This is a genomic window from Pseudomonas viridiflava (assembly GCF_900184295.1).
GTDB classification, from domain to species: domain Bacteria; phylum Pseudomonadota; class Gammaproteobacteria; order Pseudomonadales; family Pseudomonadaceae; genus Aquipseudomonas; species Aquipseudomonas viridiflava.
The window spans coordinates 2,242,584-2,257,516 of sequence record NZ_LT855380.1 but is presented as its reverse complement, the minus strand read 5'-3'; the positions used below and the strand labels follow the sequence as shown (position 1 = coordinate 2,257,516).

Genomic DNA, 14,933 nt, shown 5'->3' with positions numbered 1-14,933 from the left:
GACCTGATGAGTAACACGATGGCTGATTTACCGATTGACGACCTCAACGTTGCATCCAACGAGACTCTGATCACACCGGATCAGCTCAAGCGCGAAATCCCCCTGACCGACGCTGCCCTGCACACGGTCAGCAAGGGTCGCGAAGTGATCCGCAATATTCTCGACGGCAACGATCACCGCCTGTTCATCGTGATCGGCCCATGCTCGATCCATGACCTGAAAGCGGCCAAGGAATACGCCGAGCGCCTCAAGGCGCTGGCAGCAGAGGTGTCCGACACCCTGTATCTGGTCATGCGCGTCTATTTCGAGAAACCACGCACTACCGTGGGTTGGAAAGGCCTGATCAACGACCCGTACCTGGATGACTCGTTCAAGATCCAGGACGGCCTGCATATCGGCCGTCAGTTGCTGCTGGATCTGGCCGAAATGGGCCTGCCGACCGCAACCGAAGCGCTGGACCCGATCTCCCCGCAGTATCTGCAGGACCTGATCAGTTGGTCGGCCATCGGTGCCCGCACCACCGAATCCCAGACGCACCGCGAAATGGCTTCGGGCCTGTCGTCGGCAGTCGGCTTCAAGAACGGCACCGACGGCGGCCTGACCGTCGCCATTAACGCCCTGCAGTCGGTTTCCAGCCCGCACCGGTTCCTGGGTATCAATCAGGAAGGCGGCGTGTCCATCGTGACCACCAAAGGCAATGCCTACGGTCATGTGGTGCTGCGCGGCGGCAACGGCAAGCCGAACTACGATTCGGTGAGCGTGGCGCTCTGTGAGCAGGCCCTGAACAAGGCCGGCATTCGCCCGAACATCATGGTCGACTGCAGCCACGCCAACTCCAACAAGGACCCGGCCCTTCAGCCACTGGTCATGGAAAACGTCGCCAACCAGATCCTGGAAGGCAACGAGTCGATCATCGGTCTGATGGTAGAGAGCCATCTGAACTGGGGTTGTCAGGCCATTCCCAAGGACCTGTCGGAACTGCAATACGGCGTGTCCATCACCGATGCCTGCATCGATTGGGAAAGCACCGAGAAAACCCTGCGCGGCATGCACGCCAAGCTCAAGGGTGTATTACCGGCGCGCAAGCGCAAGTAATCGGTCACGCACACCAAAACGCCGAGCAATGCTCGGCGTTTTTGCAGGTGTCGATTACAGCGTGATGCAGATCAGATCTTCGCGGCCTGTCGCTGATGGCGCTCCATATAACGCTCAACGTAGGAGCAGGAAGGAATAACGGTGTAGCCCATGCTGTCGGCGTAGTCGAGTGCCTTCTCGGTCAGGGCAGCAGCGATGCCCCTGCCGCGCAATGCATCCGGGACGAAAGTCCGATAGAAATCCAGGGTCTGTTTCCCCAGATCCATATAGGTCAGGTAGGCCCGATGGCCATCGATATTGATTTCGAACTGATGGCCGGTCTGATCATGGTGGATGGACAACGCCTCGCTCATCGCTACTCCTCGCGGGTCTTGGAATTTGACCCCTACCTTACCGATCTTTTTCCGGCGAAGGAACATCTACGCCACCCTGTGCCTGTTTTTGACACCGGGAAGAGCCTGGCCGATCTCAACAAAGAGCACCTGTAAATAGTAGGCGTCATTACCGGAGATGCTCAAGTGCGATAGCTATAAAAAAAGCATAAAACCACGGCAAGGCATAGCCAACACTCGCTCGCCCCTTGCGCGGCAGTTCAACACGATCGATTCAGGCACTTGCCTTGTGCTCGTCGATGCATTGGATCCGCCGAATAAAAGGCTCTACAGCGGACACAGGATGACCGATATGAAGCCAACATCCATCACTGTCTGCGCGGTCATACAGGAACCGTTTCGATAAGGCTGTTGTCAGCTTTACAGCAGTGGCCAGCCACAGCAAAGTGGATAGTTTTTAGACAGTTTGCATGAGAAGTAACGCGGAACACTTTCAAAGCCAAGAAATTTATGCGCTTCTTGCGCTTCCTCCGTTTACTTACTACAAACAATGGGTACTATGTACGCCGGTCATTTTCTCACTTTCGAGAGATGACTAATTTGAAATAAGTCCTTGAAGGGGAACACGATGAACAACGTTCTGAAATTCTCTGCTCTGGCTCTGGCAGCAGTTCTGGCCACCGGTTGCAGCAGCGTATCCAAAGAAACCGAAGCTCGTCTGACAGCTACCGAAGACGCAGCAGCCCGTTCGCAAGCACGTGCCGACGAAGCCTACCGCAAGGCTGACGAAGCACTGGCTGCAGCTCAAAAAGCTCAGCAGACTGCTGACGAAGCCAACGAGCGCGCACTGCGCATGTTGGACAAGGCTAGCCGCAAGTAATAGTCCCCTCGGGATTGTTGAAAAAGCCGACCCGGCAGCGGGTCGGCTTTTTTATTGGGCGACGTTTGAGAGGCATGGAGCATGATCGCTTCCGAGGCGATGCGCTCAGCGTTACATCCAAGTAGGCTCTGCGCTCATCGCTATACAAAGGTCATCTGGCAATCTGGAGACGCAACGGCACTGGTGTGCTTTTGTAGCGCGATGGCATGAACACCGCAGAACGCGACGCGGGTAAAGGCTGAGCACAGGGGGTTGCGTACTTTGCCCCGTCAAAGTACGTCGCCGAGGGGCGAAAAGGTGACTGGAGCCATGCGCTCGACTCACTGAATCCGCAGTCTGTGCCATTTGTGACGCGGAGCGTCACAGGAGGCATGCCCACGCGGAGCGATGGGCACGATCAGTGTGCTTGAAGTCCATGATCGTTCCCACGCTCCAGCGTGGTAACGCCGCCCAGGACGCTCCGCGTCCGCTCTCGAATGTGGCGCAGATCATCTTGGGCTGCGTGCCCACGCGGATGGGCACGATCATAAAAAGGTAACGCGCTTCAAATCACTGAAAAACCACCGGCGCATCAGCCGCAGCAGGAGCCGTGCCCGGCACCGCGATTTCTACCGGCATCCCATCTTCCGCGGCAACCACATCACGCACCAGATCCCAGTTCATGCGCAGGTTGTTGGCCAGATCGTCACGCTTGAGCAAGGCGTTGATGACCGCCGTGTGCTTGTCGACCACCGACGGATTGCCCAGATCGTCCACCGGCGTGTGCGCTTCCAGATAGACCTTGCCGCCGCTCAAACCGAACTTGTAGGGCTCGCTGATAATGCGCACCGTAGTGCCGACGGGTGCCATGTCGGCCAGTTCCAGCACGTTGTTGTTGTACATGCGGAAGCAGCCGTGGCTGGTGCGCATGCCGATACCGAATTTCTTGTTCGAACCGTGGATCAGGTAACCGGACATCCCGAGCCCGAACTTGAACGGCCCCAGCGGGTTGTCCGGGCCTGCCGGAACCACGTTGGGCAGCGGATCACCATCGGCAGCGTGTTCGGCCTTGATCGATGCCGGTGGCGTCCACGTCGGGTTCGGCGTCTTGGCCGTCACCTTGGTGACACCGATCGGCGAACCCCAGCCCTCACGACCTACACCCAGCGGATAGGTGTGCACCACGTTCTGCCCTTTCGGGTAGTAATACATGCGGTACTCGGCCAGGTTGATGACGATCCCTTCACGCGGACCCGGCGGCAGGATGAAACGGGTTGGCAGCACGATGTCCTTGCCTGCCCCCGGCAACCATGGATCGACACCGGGGTTGGCCGCGATCATTTCCAGGTAGCCCAGATCGTACTGGGTGCCGATGTCAGCGAACGTGTCTTCGTATTTGGCCTTGATGACCTGCACCTGCCCGACAATGTCCTCGCCGGGTGGCGGCAACGGAAACTCCAGTGCATGAACGGAGCTCGCCGCGCAGAGAGCAGCAAGTGACAGACAGCGGGCAACGGCTGGAATGCGCGACAACATCCGGGAAGATCCTTCGAGTAACGGCGATATGGGAAAGATTCGAAGTGTACACCCGCACCCGGCGATTCGGGGAGATCCGCAGGGGTGAACACGCTGACAAGGTTACAGTTCAGGCCAGATCGGGTTCATCCCACGCCGCTGGGCATCGAGAATGGCCTTGCACAGTGGACACAGGCGCTCATCACGCAGCGCATCGGTTTGCACCGCCGACAGGTGCGGCTGAGCCGGTAGCAAGGTACCGCACAAGGTGCGATCGATCGAGCCGCCCAGTTCCAGTTGACGAGCAATCAGATGCACCCGCACTTCCTGACACGCGAACAGATCCAGCTGTTCATCAGGCTCAAGCATTTGGTAGGCATACAGGGACCAGGCGGGACGCGGCATGGGGGGCTCCAGATCGGGGGCGCCACATTAGCCGAAAGCTCCCGCCTGGAAAAGCCTCAAAGCAGCGGTTTCAGCGTCGGCCAGACATTTTCCAGCAGTTTTCCCTGCGCAGCGGCTGCGGGATGAAGACCATCGGCCTGCATCAACTGCGGAACACCCCCGACGCCCTCCAGAAAGAAGGGTACAAACGGGACCTTTTTATCTTCGGCCAGATTGCTGTAGACCTCTTCGAAGGCCTTGGTGTAGCGCGGGCCATAGTTGGGCGGGATCCGCATCCCCAACAACAGTACCTTCGCACCGGCTGCGCGAGAGCTGTCGATCATCGACGAAAGGTTTTGTTGCAATTGAGCAGGCAACTGGCCACGCAAGCCATCATTGCCACCCAGTTCGAGAATAACCAGCTCAGGCTTATGCTCTGCAAGCAGCGCAGGCAGCCGCGCCTGGCCTCCGGCACTGGTGTCGCCACTGATCGATGCATTGATCACCTTATCGTCGAAACCCTGTTCCTTGAGGCGCTGTTCGAGCAGGCTGACCCACCCCACGCGGGTATCCAGGCCGAAAGCCGCGCTGATACTATCCCCAACGATCAACACCGTGCCCGCCACTGCGCCCTGTGACAGCAGCAGCAACCCCAGGCCAGCACTTAAAAACCACGCACGCATCGGATTCTCCATGAGTGAAAGTATTCTCAGTGCCCAAAGCCTCAGTAAAGTGGTCCCCAGCACCGAAGGTGACCTGACTATCCTGCACGAACTCTCCCTGGAACTAAACAAGGGCGACACACTGGCCATCGTCGGCTCATCGGGTTCGGGCAAATCCACGCTACTCGGCCTGCTCGCCGGCCTCGACCTGCCCAGCGCAGGTTCCGTCATCCTCGCCGGTCGCAACCTGAGTGAGCTGGATGAAGACCAGCGCGCCCGGGTACGTGCCGAGCACGTCGGTTTTGTCTTTCAGTCGTTTCAGCTGCTAGACAGCCTCAATGCGCTGGAAAACGTCATGCTGCCCATGGAGCTGGAAGGTCGCCGCGACGCCCGTGAGCAGGCGCGCGATCTGCTGCAGCGGGTTGGTCTGGGCCAACGCCTGACCCACACCCCGCGCCAGCTGTCCGGCGGCGAACAGCAGCGCGTGGCCATCGCCCGTGCTTTTGCTGCCCATCCCGACGTGCTGTTCGCCGACGAACCCACCGGCAACCTGGACAGTCACACGGGTGAGCGCATCAGCGATCTGCTGTTCGAGCTGAACAAGGAACGCAACACGACGTTGGTGCTGGTTACCCACGACGAGCGTCTGGCCCATCGCTGCCGACGCCTGATCCGTCTTGAAGGGGGCCGCCTGGTCGCCCCGCTGGAGCCTTGATGGCACGCCTGCCTTTTGTTCGTCTGCTGAGCCTCGCTGCCCGCCAACTGTTGCGCGATGCCCGCGCAGGCGAATTGCGGGTGTTGTTTTTTGCGTTGCTGGTGGCCGTGGCCGCCAGCACTGCCATCGGCTATTTCGGTGCACGCCTGAACGGCGCAATGTTGCTGCGCGCCACCGAATTCCTGGGGGCCGATCTGATTCTGGAAGGCTCAAGCCCTGCCCGCCCAGAACAGGTTCAGGAAGGCGAGCGGCTGCAACTCAAGCATGCGCAGATCGTGATCTTCTCCAGCGTCATCGCCACGGACGCTGGTATCCAACTGTCGAGCATCAAGGCGGTAGACGATGCCTACCCGTTGCGCGGCGAGCTGAAAAGCGCCTCCGAGCTGTACCAGACCGAAGAGGCAGGCAGCGGACCGAAAACCGGTGAAGCCTGGGCCGAGGCACGGCTGTTTCCTGCCGTGAACCTGAAGATTGGCGACGACATCGACGTCGGTGCCAAGACCTTGAAACTGACCCGTGTGCTCACCTACGAGCCCGACCGCGCCGGCAATTTCTACAGCCTCACCCCTCGGGTAATGATCAACCTGCAGGACCTTGCCGCCACAGGCGTAGTGCAGCCGGGCAGCCGGGTCACCTATCGGGAAATGTGGAGCGGTCCGCCGGAAACACTCGCCGCCTATCGCAAAGCCATCGAGCCGGGTCTGGAACCGCATCAGGAAATCAAGGATGCCCGCGACGGCAGCCAGCAGATTGGAGGCGCGCTGGGCAAGGCGGAACGCTATCTGAATATGGCCAGTCTGGTCGCTGTACTGCTGGCGGGTGTTGCGGTCGCTTTGTCGGCATCACGCTTCGCCGCACGACGCTTCGACGCCAGCGCCCTGCTGCGCTGCCTGGGTCTGTCGCGAGGCGAAGCAATGGCGTTGTTCAGTCTGCAACTGGCAATCATCGGCCTGCTGGCGAGCCTGAGCGGTGCGATGCTTGGCTGGCTGGCGCAACTGGGGCTGTTCGCGCTGCTGCAAAATCTCTTGCCTGCAACCGTGCCGCCGGGCGGCTTGCTGCCCGCGCTGGCTGGCATGGGTACAGGTCTGGTCGCACTGGCCGGTTTTGCCTTGCCGCCGCTGGCGGCGCTGGGTCGCGTTCCGCCGTTGCGTGTGTTGCGCCGGGACATGCTGCCCATCCCTGCCAGTTCGTGGCTGGTGTATGGCGCCGCGCTGTTGGCGCTGGGCCTGATCATGTGGCGCCTGAGCTTGGATCTGGTCCTGACCTTCGCCCTGCTGGGTGGCGGCATCGTTGCGGCGCTGGTGCTCGGCAGCCTGTTGCTGTTGGGCCTCAAGAGCCTGCGCCGTCTATTGTCCGGGGCGTCGCTGCCGTGGCGCCTGGGTCTGGGCCAACTGCTGCGTTATCCGCTTGCTGCTGCCGGTCAATCGCTGGCCTTCGGCCTGATTCTGCTGTCGATGGGTTTGATCGCGCTGCTGCGTGGCGAATTGCTCGACACTTGGCAAAATCAGCTGCCCAAGGATGCGCCGAACTATTTCGTGCTCAATGTGCTGCCTTCTGAGAAAGAGAACTTCGCCCAGGCCATGAGCAAGCTGTCCACTCACTCGGCGCCACTGTATCCGGTGGTGCCGGGACGCTTGACCAGTATCAACGGTGAGCCGGTGGGCAATTTCGTCACCAAGGACTCACGCGGCGAGAACGCGACCCGGCGCGACCTGAGCCTGACCTGGGCTGCCGACTTGCCTGAAGGCAACACGCTGACCGCCGGACAATGGTGGAAAGACCTGCCCGCAACCGGCCAGGCCGATACCACGCCAGGCGTATCAATCGAAACCAAACTCGCCGAGAGCCTGCAGATCAAGCTGGGGGATCGCCTGAGTTTCATCGTTGGCGGTCTGACCCGCGAAGCCGTCGTCACCAGCCTGCGAGACGTGAATTGGGATACGTTCCAGCCCAACTTCTTCATGATCTTCCAGCCCGGCACACTGGCCGATCTGCCGACCACTTACCTGACCAGTTTTTACCTGCCCAAGGGTCAGGACAAGCAGATCGTCGAGCTGTCGCGGGCCTTCCCGGCCATCAGCATCCTGGGCGTGGAAGCCCTGTTGGAGCAGGTGCGCAGCATCCTCGATCAGGTCACGCTGGCCGTGCAGTTCGTCTTGCTGTTTGTACTGGCCGCCGGTGTTGCCGTGCTGTTCTCGGGCTTGCAGGCGACGCTGGACGAGCGCATCCGCCAAGGCGCGCTGCTGCGTGCCCTGGGTGCGGAGCGGGCATTGCTGATCAAGTCACGCAGGATCGAGTTTGGCCTGCTGGGCGCTGCGAGCGGACTGCTGGCGGCGCTGGGCTGTGAGCTGGTGAGCTTTGTGCTGTACCGCTACGCCTTCTCGCTGGAATGGAGCCCACATCCGTGGCTGTTGCTGCTGCCGCTGATTGGCGCACTGCTGGTGGGCGGTGCCGGTGTGTTCGGCACACGCCGTGCGCTGAATGCCAGCCCGTTGACGGTGCTGCGGGAGGGTTGATTGCAAGCGTGAACGCAGTAAACACTGTGGGAAGCGGCTTGCCGGCGATTGGGTTTTTCAGGCGCTATTCAGCGACTGAATTGACGCCATCGCCGGCAAGCCGCCTCCCACGAATTGTGCTTCTTCAGAAAGAGACGTGTTGCTTGAAAAGATCCCGCAGCGTCTTCGCGAGCGGGATACTGTCCTCACTGCTCATAAACAATACTGTTCACGAACCACAGTTTCTCGCCCTCGGGCGTGTTGACGATCACTTCGTCGCCCTCTTCCTTCTTCAACAACGCCCGCGCCATCGGTGAGTCGATGGAGATATAGTCGTTGCGACCATAAATCTCGTCGTAACCCACGATGCGAAATTTCTTCAGGTCGCCGTCTTCGTTCTCGATCTCGACCCAGGCACCGAAGAACACCCGCCCTTCCTGCTCGGGCGAGTACTGCACCACGCGCATGTCTTCCAGACGCTTGCGCAGGTAGCGTACGCGGCGGTCGATTTCGCGCAGCAGCTTCTTGTTGTACTGATAGTCCGCATTTTCGCTGCGGTCCCCCAGAGAGGCCGCCCAGGCGACCTTCTGGGTGATGTCCGGGCGATGCTCGCGCCAGAGATAGTCGAGTTCTTTTTTAAGGGCATCATGCCCCTGTTTGGTGATGATCTTTGTACTCAAGACGTTCCTCCGTAAACACAAACATCAGCGCGACAGGGGCCATGGCATTATCGGCGCGCCACCTCGTGGCGGATGCAGCCGTCGTAATAAATCTGCCTGACGCTGTCGGGCTTGAGACGCGAGTCGCTGTCGTAAGTCTGCTCGGTAATACCCAGCGCCATCGGACGCATCCACTGTTTGGTGAACTTGCGCGCCTGAAGCTTTTGCCGCGCACCATAGCGGGTGACGCCTGAAAGCTTCGCCGCTTGCGCACCACTCGCAATGGTCGAACCCCAGCGACAGAGGTAACGTTCGCCTTCAGTAGCGTTTCGGGCCTGGGCAGACAATGCAACGCCCGACAGCGTCAGGCAAGCCAGAGCACAATAAACCAATCGCATGCAGACACCACACCTAATCCTTTGATAAGGCGGCGATTCTGCCTGTCAGGCGATTCGGTGGGGGCCAGCATAATGCCTTCTCAGCCGAAGGTGATCAAACCCTGCCGGGCCACCCGGGTGAGGTCGCGAATCACCTGCTCTACCTGCTCTGCATCCGGTGACTGAATCACTGCCAGATCAAACTGATCATTGGCGAAATGGCTGAGCGGTTGGTGAGCGTCGACAAACTGGATGAGGAAGGCACAGGAGCCGCCACGGCGACGTGGCCAGCCGTCCAGATAACGCAGCAGCGTCGGCTGATGGGAACCGGCGAGAAGGATTTTCGGATTCTTGCGCGTCAGCACAGTGCTGATCGGGGACAGACGAAGAAGCGGGCGCAGGTTGTTCATGGTTTTGTCTCTGCCTCAAAAGCTCCGCTGGGCAGCGGTGAGAGGCAACACCGAACCAACGTTTTAGCGGTATTTCGACAAGGTTCGAGCCTTGTCAGGCGCCCCGCAAGTAGTTGTTAAATCGGCGCTTGAGCACGCATCCTAGAGAAGCCCGCCCTTCATTGTCAATTACCTTGCCCTACAATCCTGCTGAAACGCAAAAGGCCCACTTTCACGTGGGCCTTCAGTCTGCAAGCGGCAGAGGTTATCGCGCGATGAGGCGGTCCAGTGACAGCTTGCCTGCGCCTTCGATCAACACAGCCAGCGCGCCACCCAGCAAGGCGAGCGCATATTCAAAACCGTTGTTGGCCATGAAGAAGCCGTTGCCGATGTGCACGGTGAAAATCGCCACCAGCAGCAACACGGTCACCAATGCCGCAGCCGGGCGGGCCAGCAGGCCGACCAGCAGACCCAGACCACCGAAGAACTCGGCACCGCCGGACAGCAGCGCCATCAGATAACCGGGCGTCAGGCCCAGGCTTTCCATGTACTGCGCGGTGCCTTCCAGACCATAGCCACCAAACGCGCCGAACAGTTTCTGGCTGCCGTGCGCGATGAAAGCGATACCGACAATGACACGCAGGATGGTCAGGCCATAACCGGCGCGGGTGGTGAGTACGGATTTGATCAGGCTGTTCATGCGAGTGCGTTCCATCGTTGATTAAGTGGGAGTGGCGCCATCATAATCAAAATGACTCATGTGAAAACGGCAATAAATGGCACATACCTATCGAATTGTTCGATTAACGCCTGACCGTTGATTTCCCGGAGCCTTCCTTTTCCAGCGCATCGCGCTGACGGTCGAAGGCCAGGTAGTATTTGTTGACGCTGTTGACGAAGGTCACGACGTTGGCGCCGCCCTGCTCCATCGCGATGCGCTCGGTCTGAAAGAACCATTGATTGGGATTGAGCCCGCGCTTGCGCGCCTCATCACGCATACTCTGAACCCGTTCCGGCCCCATGTTGTACGCGGCCATGGTGAACGCCATGCGCTCACGCTCGTTGACCCTGGGGCTGGAGAAATACTTGCGCTTGATCGAGGCCATGTAACGTGATCCGGCGCGAATATTGTCATCGGCATTCTGGATATTCGAGACACCGACGCTTTTGGCCGCCGAGGGCGTGATCTGCAGCAGCCCCGTTGCGCCACCACTGCCTTTCGCAGACGGGTCGAGCTTGGATTCCTTGAACGCCAACGCAGCCAGGTCGAGCCAGTCCATGCCCTGCGCATCGGCATGGCGTTGCAGCATGGGGCGCAACTGTTCGAGGCGCTGAATGTTGCCGCGCACCAGTGGATTATTGACCCGGTACATGTTCTTGTAAGCCTTTTCAAAGGCTACATCCTGACGGTTGGACGGTTTGTAGTCCTTGAGGAAGTCATTGATGCTGGCGCGCAGCATGGTGGCGTTATCGCGCACGAACCAGCTCACATCGCCGTGGGTTTTCAGGGAAAGCCCACGATCCAGACGCAGTTTGGGCATCACCCCGGCCCAGCGCTCGGCGATCGGCTGCTCGACCAGCGTCATCGGGTAGATGCCAGCCTGGACCATCTCCAGCACGTCTTCGACGGCAAGGCTGGGATCAACCCATTCGATCTTCACTGGCGGCAGCTTGCGCAGTTCCAGTTGCCGATTGACCTGATGCAGGGCTTCGTCCGCAGCGCTGCCGGTGGCCAGGCTCAGGGTTCGACCGGACAATTGCTCCACGCGCCGCAGGCTGCGATCACCGCGCAGGCCAACGAGCACCAGTGGCACGTCATGAATGATCGGATTACTGGCCTGAACGCCCTTGGCATCGCTCACATCCAGCAGCTCGCCAGGCGCGATCAGATCACCCTCGCCGCGCTGCAGAGCGCTGAGCAGTTGATTCTTGGCTTTGGGGATGACTTTGAAAGTGACCTTCTGCCCGTCGCGGGCATGGCTGTTGAGGTAGCGCTCGAACGCTTCCAGCCGGTGATACTCGACGCCGATTTCCTGACCCTTCACATCGCCGGAACTGTTGCGGCTCTGATTGACCAGTACCCGAAGCACCTTGCTGCTACGAATCGCGGCCAGATCGCGCACGGGCGGCGCGTGCGGTGCAGCGACCACAGGCCCGGCAGACGTGACCGGACGTGCAGACACTTCACCCGAGAAGGTCGTCAGAAGCGGCAGAAGGCAGGCAATGGACACAAGCGCGGATCGGATCATTCATTCCCCAGTGGCATCGCCGTAACAGGAAAAAGGAACTCTGGAAGTCACGCAGCAGCATCAACATTGAAGAAAAGCATCGAGTCCTTGAGCTCAACCGTTTGAATAGCCAGCGTTTTCTTGTTTTTACCGAAGCTCTGATATGCTCGGCAGCCTTGCGCTGGAGGTAGCACCATGCAACTCATCGACATTGGCGTCAATCTGACTAACGCCAGCTTCGCTTCGCAGCGACAGGCGGTACTCGACCGTGCCTACGCTGCAGGCGTTGATCAACTCGTGGTGACAGGCACCAGCGTCGAAGGCAGCGAAGAAGCCTTGCAGCTGTGTCTGGAACTGGACGACAGTGCGCAGCGACTGTTCTGCACGGCAGGCATACACCCTCACTCGGCGACCGATTGGACCGGCGACACCGAGAAACAGTTGCATGCCCTGCTCAAGGAAAACCGCGTGCGTGCCGTCGGTGAATGCGGGCTGGATTTCAATCGCGACTTCTCCCCTCGCCCGCAGCAGGAGAAAGTGCTGGAAGCGCACTTGGCCATGGCTGTGGAACTGCAACTGCCGGTGTTCCTGCACGAGCGCGACGCCAATCAGCGAATGCTGGAAATCCTGCGCGATTACCGCGACCGTTTACCTGCGGCGGTGGTGCATTGCTTCACTGGCGAGCGGGCTGCGCTGTTCAGCTATCTGGACCTGGACCTGCACATCGGTATCACTGGCTGGATCTGCGACGAGCGCCGTGGCACCCATCTGCACCCGCTGGTGGGTAACATTCCCCGCGGCCGACTGATGCTGGAAAGCGACGCGCCTTATCTGCTGCCGCGCAGCCTGAGGCCCAAACCGAAAAACGGTCGCAACGAACCCGCCTATCTGCCCGAAGTACTGCGCGAAGTGGCGCTGCACCGAGGTGAGTCCCAGGAGGACCTGGCGCGTCACAGCACAGCGTGTGCCCGTGAGTTCTTTGGCTTGCCAGTCGTGGAACAGGCCGCCGACGAAAATCCGCAGTTTTCTTGATCCGCGTCAAAGGTCGCTTTGATGACCGGAATACAGTGATGGCACCTTGCTGCTATTTCTACCGATCATCGAAGAAGACCCCTCATGCGCTCATGGCTTGGCAACCTGTCACTCAAGTACAAATTCTGGGCGGTAAACGCGGTCGCGTTCATCACCACCCTGCTGCTGGTGCTGTATGCCGTGCATCTGGAGCAGAAATCGCGTGAAGAGTCGGCGCACAACGCTGCGCAGCTGATCGCCCAATGGCCCACTACCCAGCCGCTGCCTGCCAGCGGCGCAGCGCTCATCCATGCACCGACCTTTACCGATGTACTTGAACAGCATTTTGCTCACTACGCCCTGGCCGTGTTTGTCCTGATGATTGTGATGCTCGGCGCTTCGCAGTTACTGATCCGTTTTCTGCTCAGTCAGCTCAACACGCTGAAAGACGTCATGCTGCATGTCGAACAGAGCGGTGACCTTTCGGCGCGCGTACCCAACCGCAGTGACGACGAAGTCGGGCAGATGGCCAAGGCGTTCAATGCGTTGCAGGCCGGGTATCAGCGTGTGGTTGCCACAGTGTCGCAGACCGCCATCCGGCTCGATCAGGGAGCCGCGCACCTGGCGTGCGGCATGACCGAGGTGCGTCACGGCATGCTGGGCCAGCAGAGTGAAACCGATCAGGTCGCCACGGCCATCAACGAGATGACCGCCACCGTGCACCACATCGCTCAGCACGCCACCACCACGCGTGATCAGTCACAGACCGCCGATGCGTTGGCAGGCAGCGGCAAGGCGGTGGTGGACCGGGTGCAGGTATCGATTGCCGGTCTGTCCAGCGGCGTGCAGCAGACCGCCGAAATGATCCAGCGCATGGCCGCCGACAGCCAGAAGATCAATGGCGTGGTCAATGTGATCCACAGCATTGCCGAGCAGACCAACCTGCTGGCGCTCAACGCCGCGATTGAAGCGGCGCGGGCTGGTGAGATGGGACGCGGCTTTGCCGTGGTCGCCGACGAAGTCCGCAACCTTGCCAAGCGTGTGCAGACTTCGACCGACGAAATCACCACCATGGTGTCCGCCTTGCAGAGCGGTACCCGCGACGCGGTGGATTTCATGCAGGACAGCTCGTACAAGGCCGATGAATGCGTGCAGCAGGCCCGTGAAGCAGGTGAGGCATTGGCGGCGATTGCTGGCGCCGTGGCGCAGATGCGTGAAAGCAATACGCAGATCGCAGTGGCCGCTCAGCAACAGAGTCAGGTTGCGGAAGAGATGAATCGGGCAGTGGTGAGCATTCGCGATGTGACAGAACGCACTGTGACCCAGACCGTGGAGTCGGCCAATACCAGCGGCGAACTCGCGATACTGGCGGGCGAACTGAACACCGCCATCGGCCAACTCAAGCTGTAAGCGGCTGTTTGTAAACGCTATCACACCGATAGTCAGGCTTGACTCGCGGCCTGTCGGGGTCGGGCCTATTCTTCATGCATTGAAACATGCGTTGAATGCATTGAAGAGGACAGCAGTATGGGCAAGCGACTTCCCAATTTACACACATGGCAGTGGCGCGGTTACGCAGACAATCATCGGCATCCGGCGAATCTGGTGCTTCACCTGATTGCCGTCCCCCTGTTCATCCTGGCAGCGCTGTTGATCGTTGACGGGCTGTTTTCACTCAGCGTCTCGTCGATTGCCATCGGCATCATCGGACTGATCGCGGCGCTGGCTTTCCAGCGTCATGGCCACACGCTGGAACAGCAGTCACCTGAACCGTTCAGTGATCGCAGCGACGCGGTCAAACGCCTGCTCGTCGAGCAATTCGTGACCTTCCCGCGCTTCGTGCTCAGTGGTGCATGGTGGCGGGCCTGGAAGGAGCGGCATCGACGGTAGCGTTAACAGCCCGGTCTTACACAAAGCATGGACTGTGGAAGATGCCCTGTGTCCCTGGCACAGCGCTGTCTTGCAGCAAATACGGGATAGTGGGAGGCGCCACTACGTCTTCGACGTAGCGCTGTCGCGCAGCAAACTTGGTGGGAGCGGACTTGTCCGCGAATGCAGTATTTCAGCCACTGCGTATGCGTCGGATGTACCGGCCTTTTCGCGGACAAGTCCGCTCCCACAAAATCGAGTTCCTTCAGTGGGTTACAGGTTGTTTGATAAGAGGCGGCTTGCCGGCGATGCAGTCGCCACGGTACGTCAGGAACATCGCGTC

16 protein-coding genes are annotated in these 14,933 nt (G+C 59.8%); 7 read left to right on the top strand and 9 right to left on the bottom strand.

The annotated features are described in order from the left end of the window. The first annotated feature begins 18 nt into the window (after positions 1 to 18). A complete protein-coding gene (locus tag CFBP1590_RS10425) occupies positions 19 to 1,095 on the top strand; it encodes a 3-deoxy-7-phosphoheptulonate synthase (protein WP_029244438.1) in 1,077 nt (358 codons plus the stop codon). A 71-nt stretch (positions 1,096 to 1,166) separates the two neighbouring features. On the opposite strand, the gene CFBP1590_RS10420 is transcribed toward CFBP1590_RS10425, so the two are convergent. Then, positions 1,167 to 1,448 (bottom strand): GNAT family N-acetyltransferase, encoded by a 282-nt coding sequence (locus CFBP1590_RS10420; protein WP_004887702.1) that lies wholly within the window; start codon positions 1,446 to 1,448, stop codon positions 1,167 to 1,169. 607 nt (positions 1,449 to 2,055) lie between these two features. Between CFBP1590_RS10420 and oprI the strand changes: the two genes are divergently transcribed. Beyond that, positions 2,056 to 2,307, top strand: a complete 252-nt coding sequence (gene oprI, locus CFBP1590_RS10415) for an outer membrane lipoprotein OprI (RefSeq protein ID WP_002553018.1) — start codon at positions 2,056 to 2,058, stop codon at positions 2,305 to 2,307. Positions 2,308 to 2,856: 549 nt separating this feature from the next. Here oprI and CFBP1590_RS10410 read toward each other — a convergent pair. The 3 genes from CFBP1590_RS10410 to CFBP1590_RS10400 form a co-directional block, all read right to left on the bottom strand. Further along, entirely contained in the window at positions 2,857 to 3,822 is a 966-nt protein-coding gene (locus CFBP1590_RS10410; RefSeq protein WP_004887746.1) for a L,D-transpeptidase family protein, read from the bottom strand. Between the two features lie 102 nt (positions 3,823 to 3,924). Then, entirely contained in the window at positions 3,925 to 4,206 is a 282-nt protein-coding gene (locus CFBP1590_RS10405) for a hypothetical protein (RefSeq protein WP_029244437.1), read from the bottom strand. Positions 4,207 to 4,262: 56 nt separating this feature from the next. Beyond that, complete coding sequence (locus CFBP1590_RS10400) at positions 4,263 to 4,868, bottom strand: arylesterase (RefSeq protein ID WP_029244436.1); 606 nt, start codon at positions 4,866 to 4,868, stop codon at positions 4,263 to 4,265. A 10-nt stretch (positions 4,869 to 4,878) separates the two neighbouring features. Here CFBP1590_RS10400 and CFBP1590_RS10395 point away from each other — a divergent pair, with 10 nt between their 5' ends. Both CFBP1590_RS10395 and CFBP1590_RS10390 read left to right on the top strand, forming a co-directional pair. After that, positions 4,879 to 5,562, top strand: a complete 684-nt coding sequence (locus CFBP1590_RS10395; RefSeq protein ID WP_004887741.1) for an ABC transporter ATP-binding protein — start codon at positions 4,879 to 4,881, stop codon at positions 5,560 to 5,562. Continuing rightward, positions 5,562 to 8,078, top strand: a complete 2,517-nt coding sequence (locus tag CFBP1590_RS10390) for an ABC transporter permease (protein WP_088234970.1) — start codon at positions 5,562 to 5,564, stop codon at positions 8,076 to 8,078. Before CFBP1590_RS10395 ends, CFBP1590_RS10390 begins: the two co-directional genes overlap by 1 nt. 185 nt (positions 8,079 to 8,263) lie before the next feature. Here the strand turns inward: CFBP1590_RS10390 and greB are convergent, their stop codons facing one another. From greB to CFBP1590_RS10365, 5 genes are all read right to left on the bottom strand, one after another. Further along, entirely contained in the window at positions 8,264 to 8,737 is a 474-nt protein-coding gene (gene greB / locus CFBP1590_RS10385; protein WP_004887737.1) for a transcription elongation factor GreB, read from the bottom strand. A 47-nt stretch (positions 8,738 to 8,784) separates the two neighbouring features. Beyond that, positions 8,785 to 9,114, bottom strand: a complete 330-nt coding sequence (locus CFBP1590_RS10380; RefSeq protein WP_004887736.1) for a hypothetical protein — start codon at positions 9,112 to 9,114, stop codon at positions 8,785 to 8,787. Between the two features lie 80 nt (positions 9,115 to 9,194). After that, positions 9,195 to 9,503 (bottom strand): hypothetical protein, encoded by a 309-nt coding sequence (locus CFBP1590_RS10375; protein ID WP_004887734.1) that lies wholly within the window; start codon positions 9,501 to 9,503, stop codon positions 9,195 to 9,197. 244 nt (positions 9,504 to 9,747) lie between these two features. Beyond that, entirely contained in the window at positions 9,748 to 10,182 is a 435-nt protein-coding gene (locus tag CFBP1590_RS10370) for a DoxX family protein (protein ID WP_004887732.1), read from the bottom strand. 103 nt (positions 10,183 to 10,285) lie between these two features. Continuing rightward, on the bottom strand, positions 10,286 to 11,731 hold the full coding sequence (locus tag CFBP1590_RS10365) for an MltF family protein (protein WP_029244434.1): 1,446 nt from the start codon (positions 11,729 to 11,731) through the stop codon (positions 10,286 to 10,288). 174 nt (positions 11,732 to 11,905) lie between these two features. Here CFBP1590_RS10365 and CFBP1590_RS10360 point away from each other — a divergent pair, with 174 nt between their 5' ends. The 3 genes from CFBP1590_RS10360 (at position 11,906) to CFBP1590_RS10350 (ending at position 14,611) form a co-directional block, all read left to right on the top strand. After that, a complete protein-coding gene (locus CFBP1590_RS10360; protein WP_029244433.1) occupies positions 11,906 to 12,742 on the top strand; it encodes a TatD family hydrolase in 837 nt (278 codons plus the stop codon). Between the two features lie 84 nt (positions 12,743 to 12,826). Further along, complete coding sequence (locus CFBP1590_RS10355) at positions 12,827 to 14,131, top strand: methyl-accepting chemotaxis protein (RefSeq protein ID WP_029244432.1); 1,305 nt, start codon at positions 12,827 to 12,829, stop codon at positions 14,129 to 14,131. A gap of 117 nt (positions 14,132 to 14,248) precedes the next feature. Beyond that, positions 14,249 to 14,611 (top strand): Mpo1-like protein, encoded by a 363-nt coding sequence (locus tag CFBP1590_RS10350; RefSeq protein WP_029244431.1) that lies wholly within the window; start codon positions 14,249 to 14,251, stop codon positions 14,609 to 14,611. The last annotated feature ends 322 nt before the right edge of the window (positions 14,612 to 14,933 follow it).

What these genes read in the sequence shown, in the direction of transcription:
- CFBP1590_RS10425 (WP_029244438.1), top strand. Translation starts at nt 19, where the DNA reads ATGGCTGATTTACCGATTGACGACCTCAACGTTGCATCCAACGAGACT.
- CFBP1590_RS10420 (WP_004887702.1), bottom strand. Translation starts at nt 1,448, where the DNA reads ATGAGCGAGGCGTTGTCCATCCACCATGATCAGACCGGCCATCAGTTC.
- oprI (WP_002553018.1), top strand. Translation starts at nt 2,056, where the DNA reads ATGAACAACGTTCTGAAATTCTCTGCTCTGGCTCTGGCAGCAGTTCTG.
- CFBP1590_RS10410 (WP_004887746.1), bottom strand. Translation starts at nt 3,822, where the DNA reads ATGTTGTCGCGCATTCCAGCCGTTGCCCGCTGTCTGTCACTTGCTGCT.
- CFBP1590_RS10405 (WP_029244437.1), bottom strand. Translation starts at nt 4,206, where the DNA reads ATGCCGCGTCCCGCCTGGTCCCTGTATGCCTACCAAATGCTTGAGCCT.
- CFBP1590_RS10400 (WP_029244436.1), bottom strand. Translation starts at nt 4,868, where the DNA reads ATGCGTGCGTGGTTTTTAAGTGCTGGCCTGGGGTTGCTGCTGCTGTCA.
- CFBP1590_RS10395 (WP_004887741.1), top strand. Translation starts at nt 4,879, where the DNA reads ATGAGTGAAAGTATTCTCAGTGCCCAAAGCCTCAGTAAAGTGGTCCCC.
- CFBP1590_RS10390 (WP_088234970.1), top strand. Translation starts at nt 5,562, where the DNA reads ATGGCACGCCTGCCTTTTGTTCGTCTGCTGAGCCTCGCTGCCCGCCAA.
- CFBP1590_RS10380 (WP_004887736.1), bottom strand. Translation starts at nt 9,114, where the DNA reads ATGCGATTGGTTTATTGTGCTCTGGCTTGCCTGACGCTGTCGGGCGTT.
- CFBP1590_RS10375 (WP_004887734.1), bottom strand. Translation starts at nt 9,503, where the DNA reads ATGAACAACCTGCGCCCGCTTCTTCGTCTGTCCCCGATCAGCACTGTG.
- CFBP1590_RS10370 (WP_004887732.1), bottom strand. Translation starts at nt 10,182, where the DNA reads ATGAACAGCCTGATCAAATCCGTACTCACCACCCGCGCCGGTTATGGC.
- CFBP1590_RS10365 (WP_029244434.1), bottom strand. Translation starts at nt 11,731, where the DNA reads ATGATCCGATCCGCGCTTGTGTCCATTGCCTGCCTTCTGCCGCTTCTG.
- CFBP1590_RS10360 (WP_029244433.1), top strand. Translation starts at nt 11,906, where the DNA reads ATGCAACTCATCGACATTGGCGTCAATCTGACTAACGCCAGCTTCGCT.
- CFBP1590_RS10355 (WP_029244432.1), top strand. Translation starts at nt 12,827, where the DNA reads ATGCGCTCATGGCTTGGCAACCTGTCACTCAAGTACAAATTCTGGGCG.
- CFBP1590_RS10350 (WP_029244431.1), top strand. Translation starts at nt 14,249, where the DNA reads ATGGGCAAGCGACTTCCCAATTTACACACATGGCAGTGGCGCGGTTAC.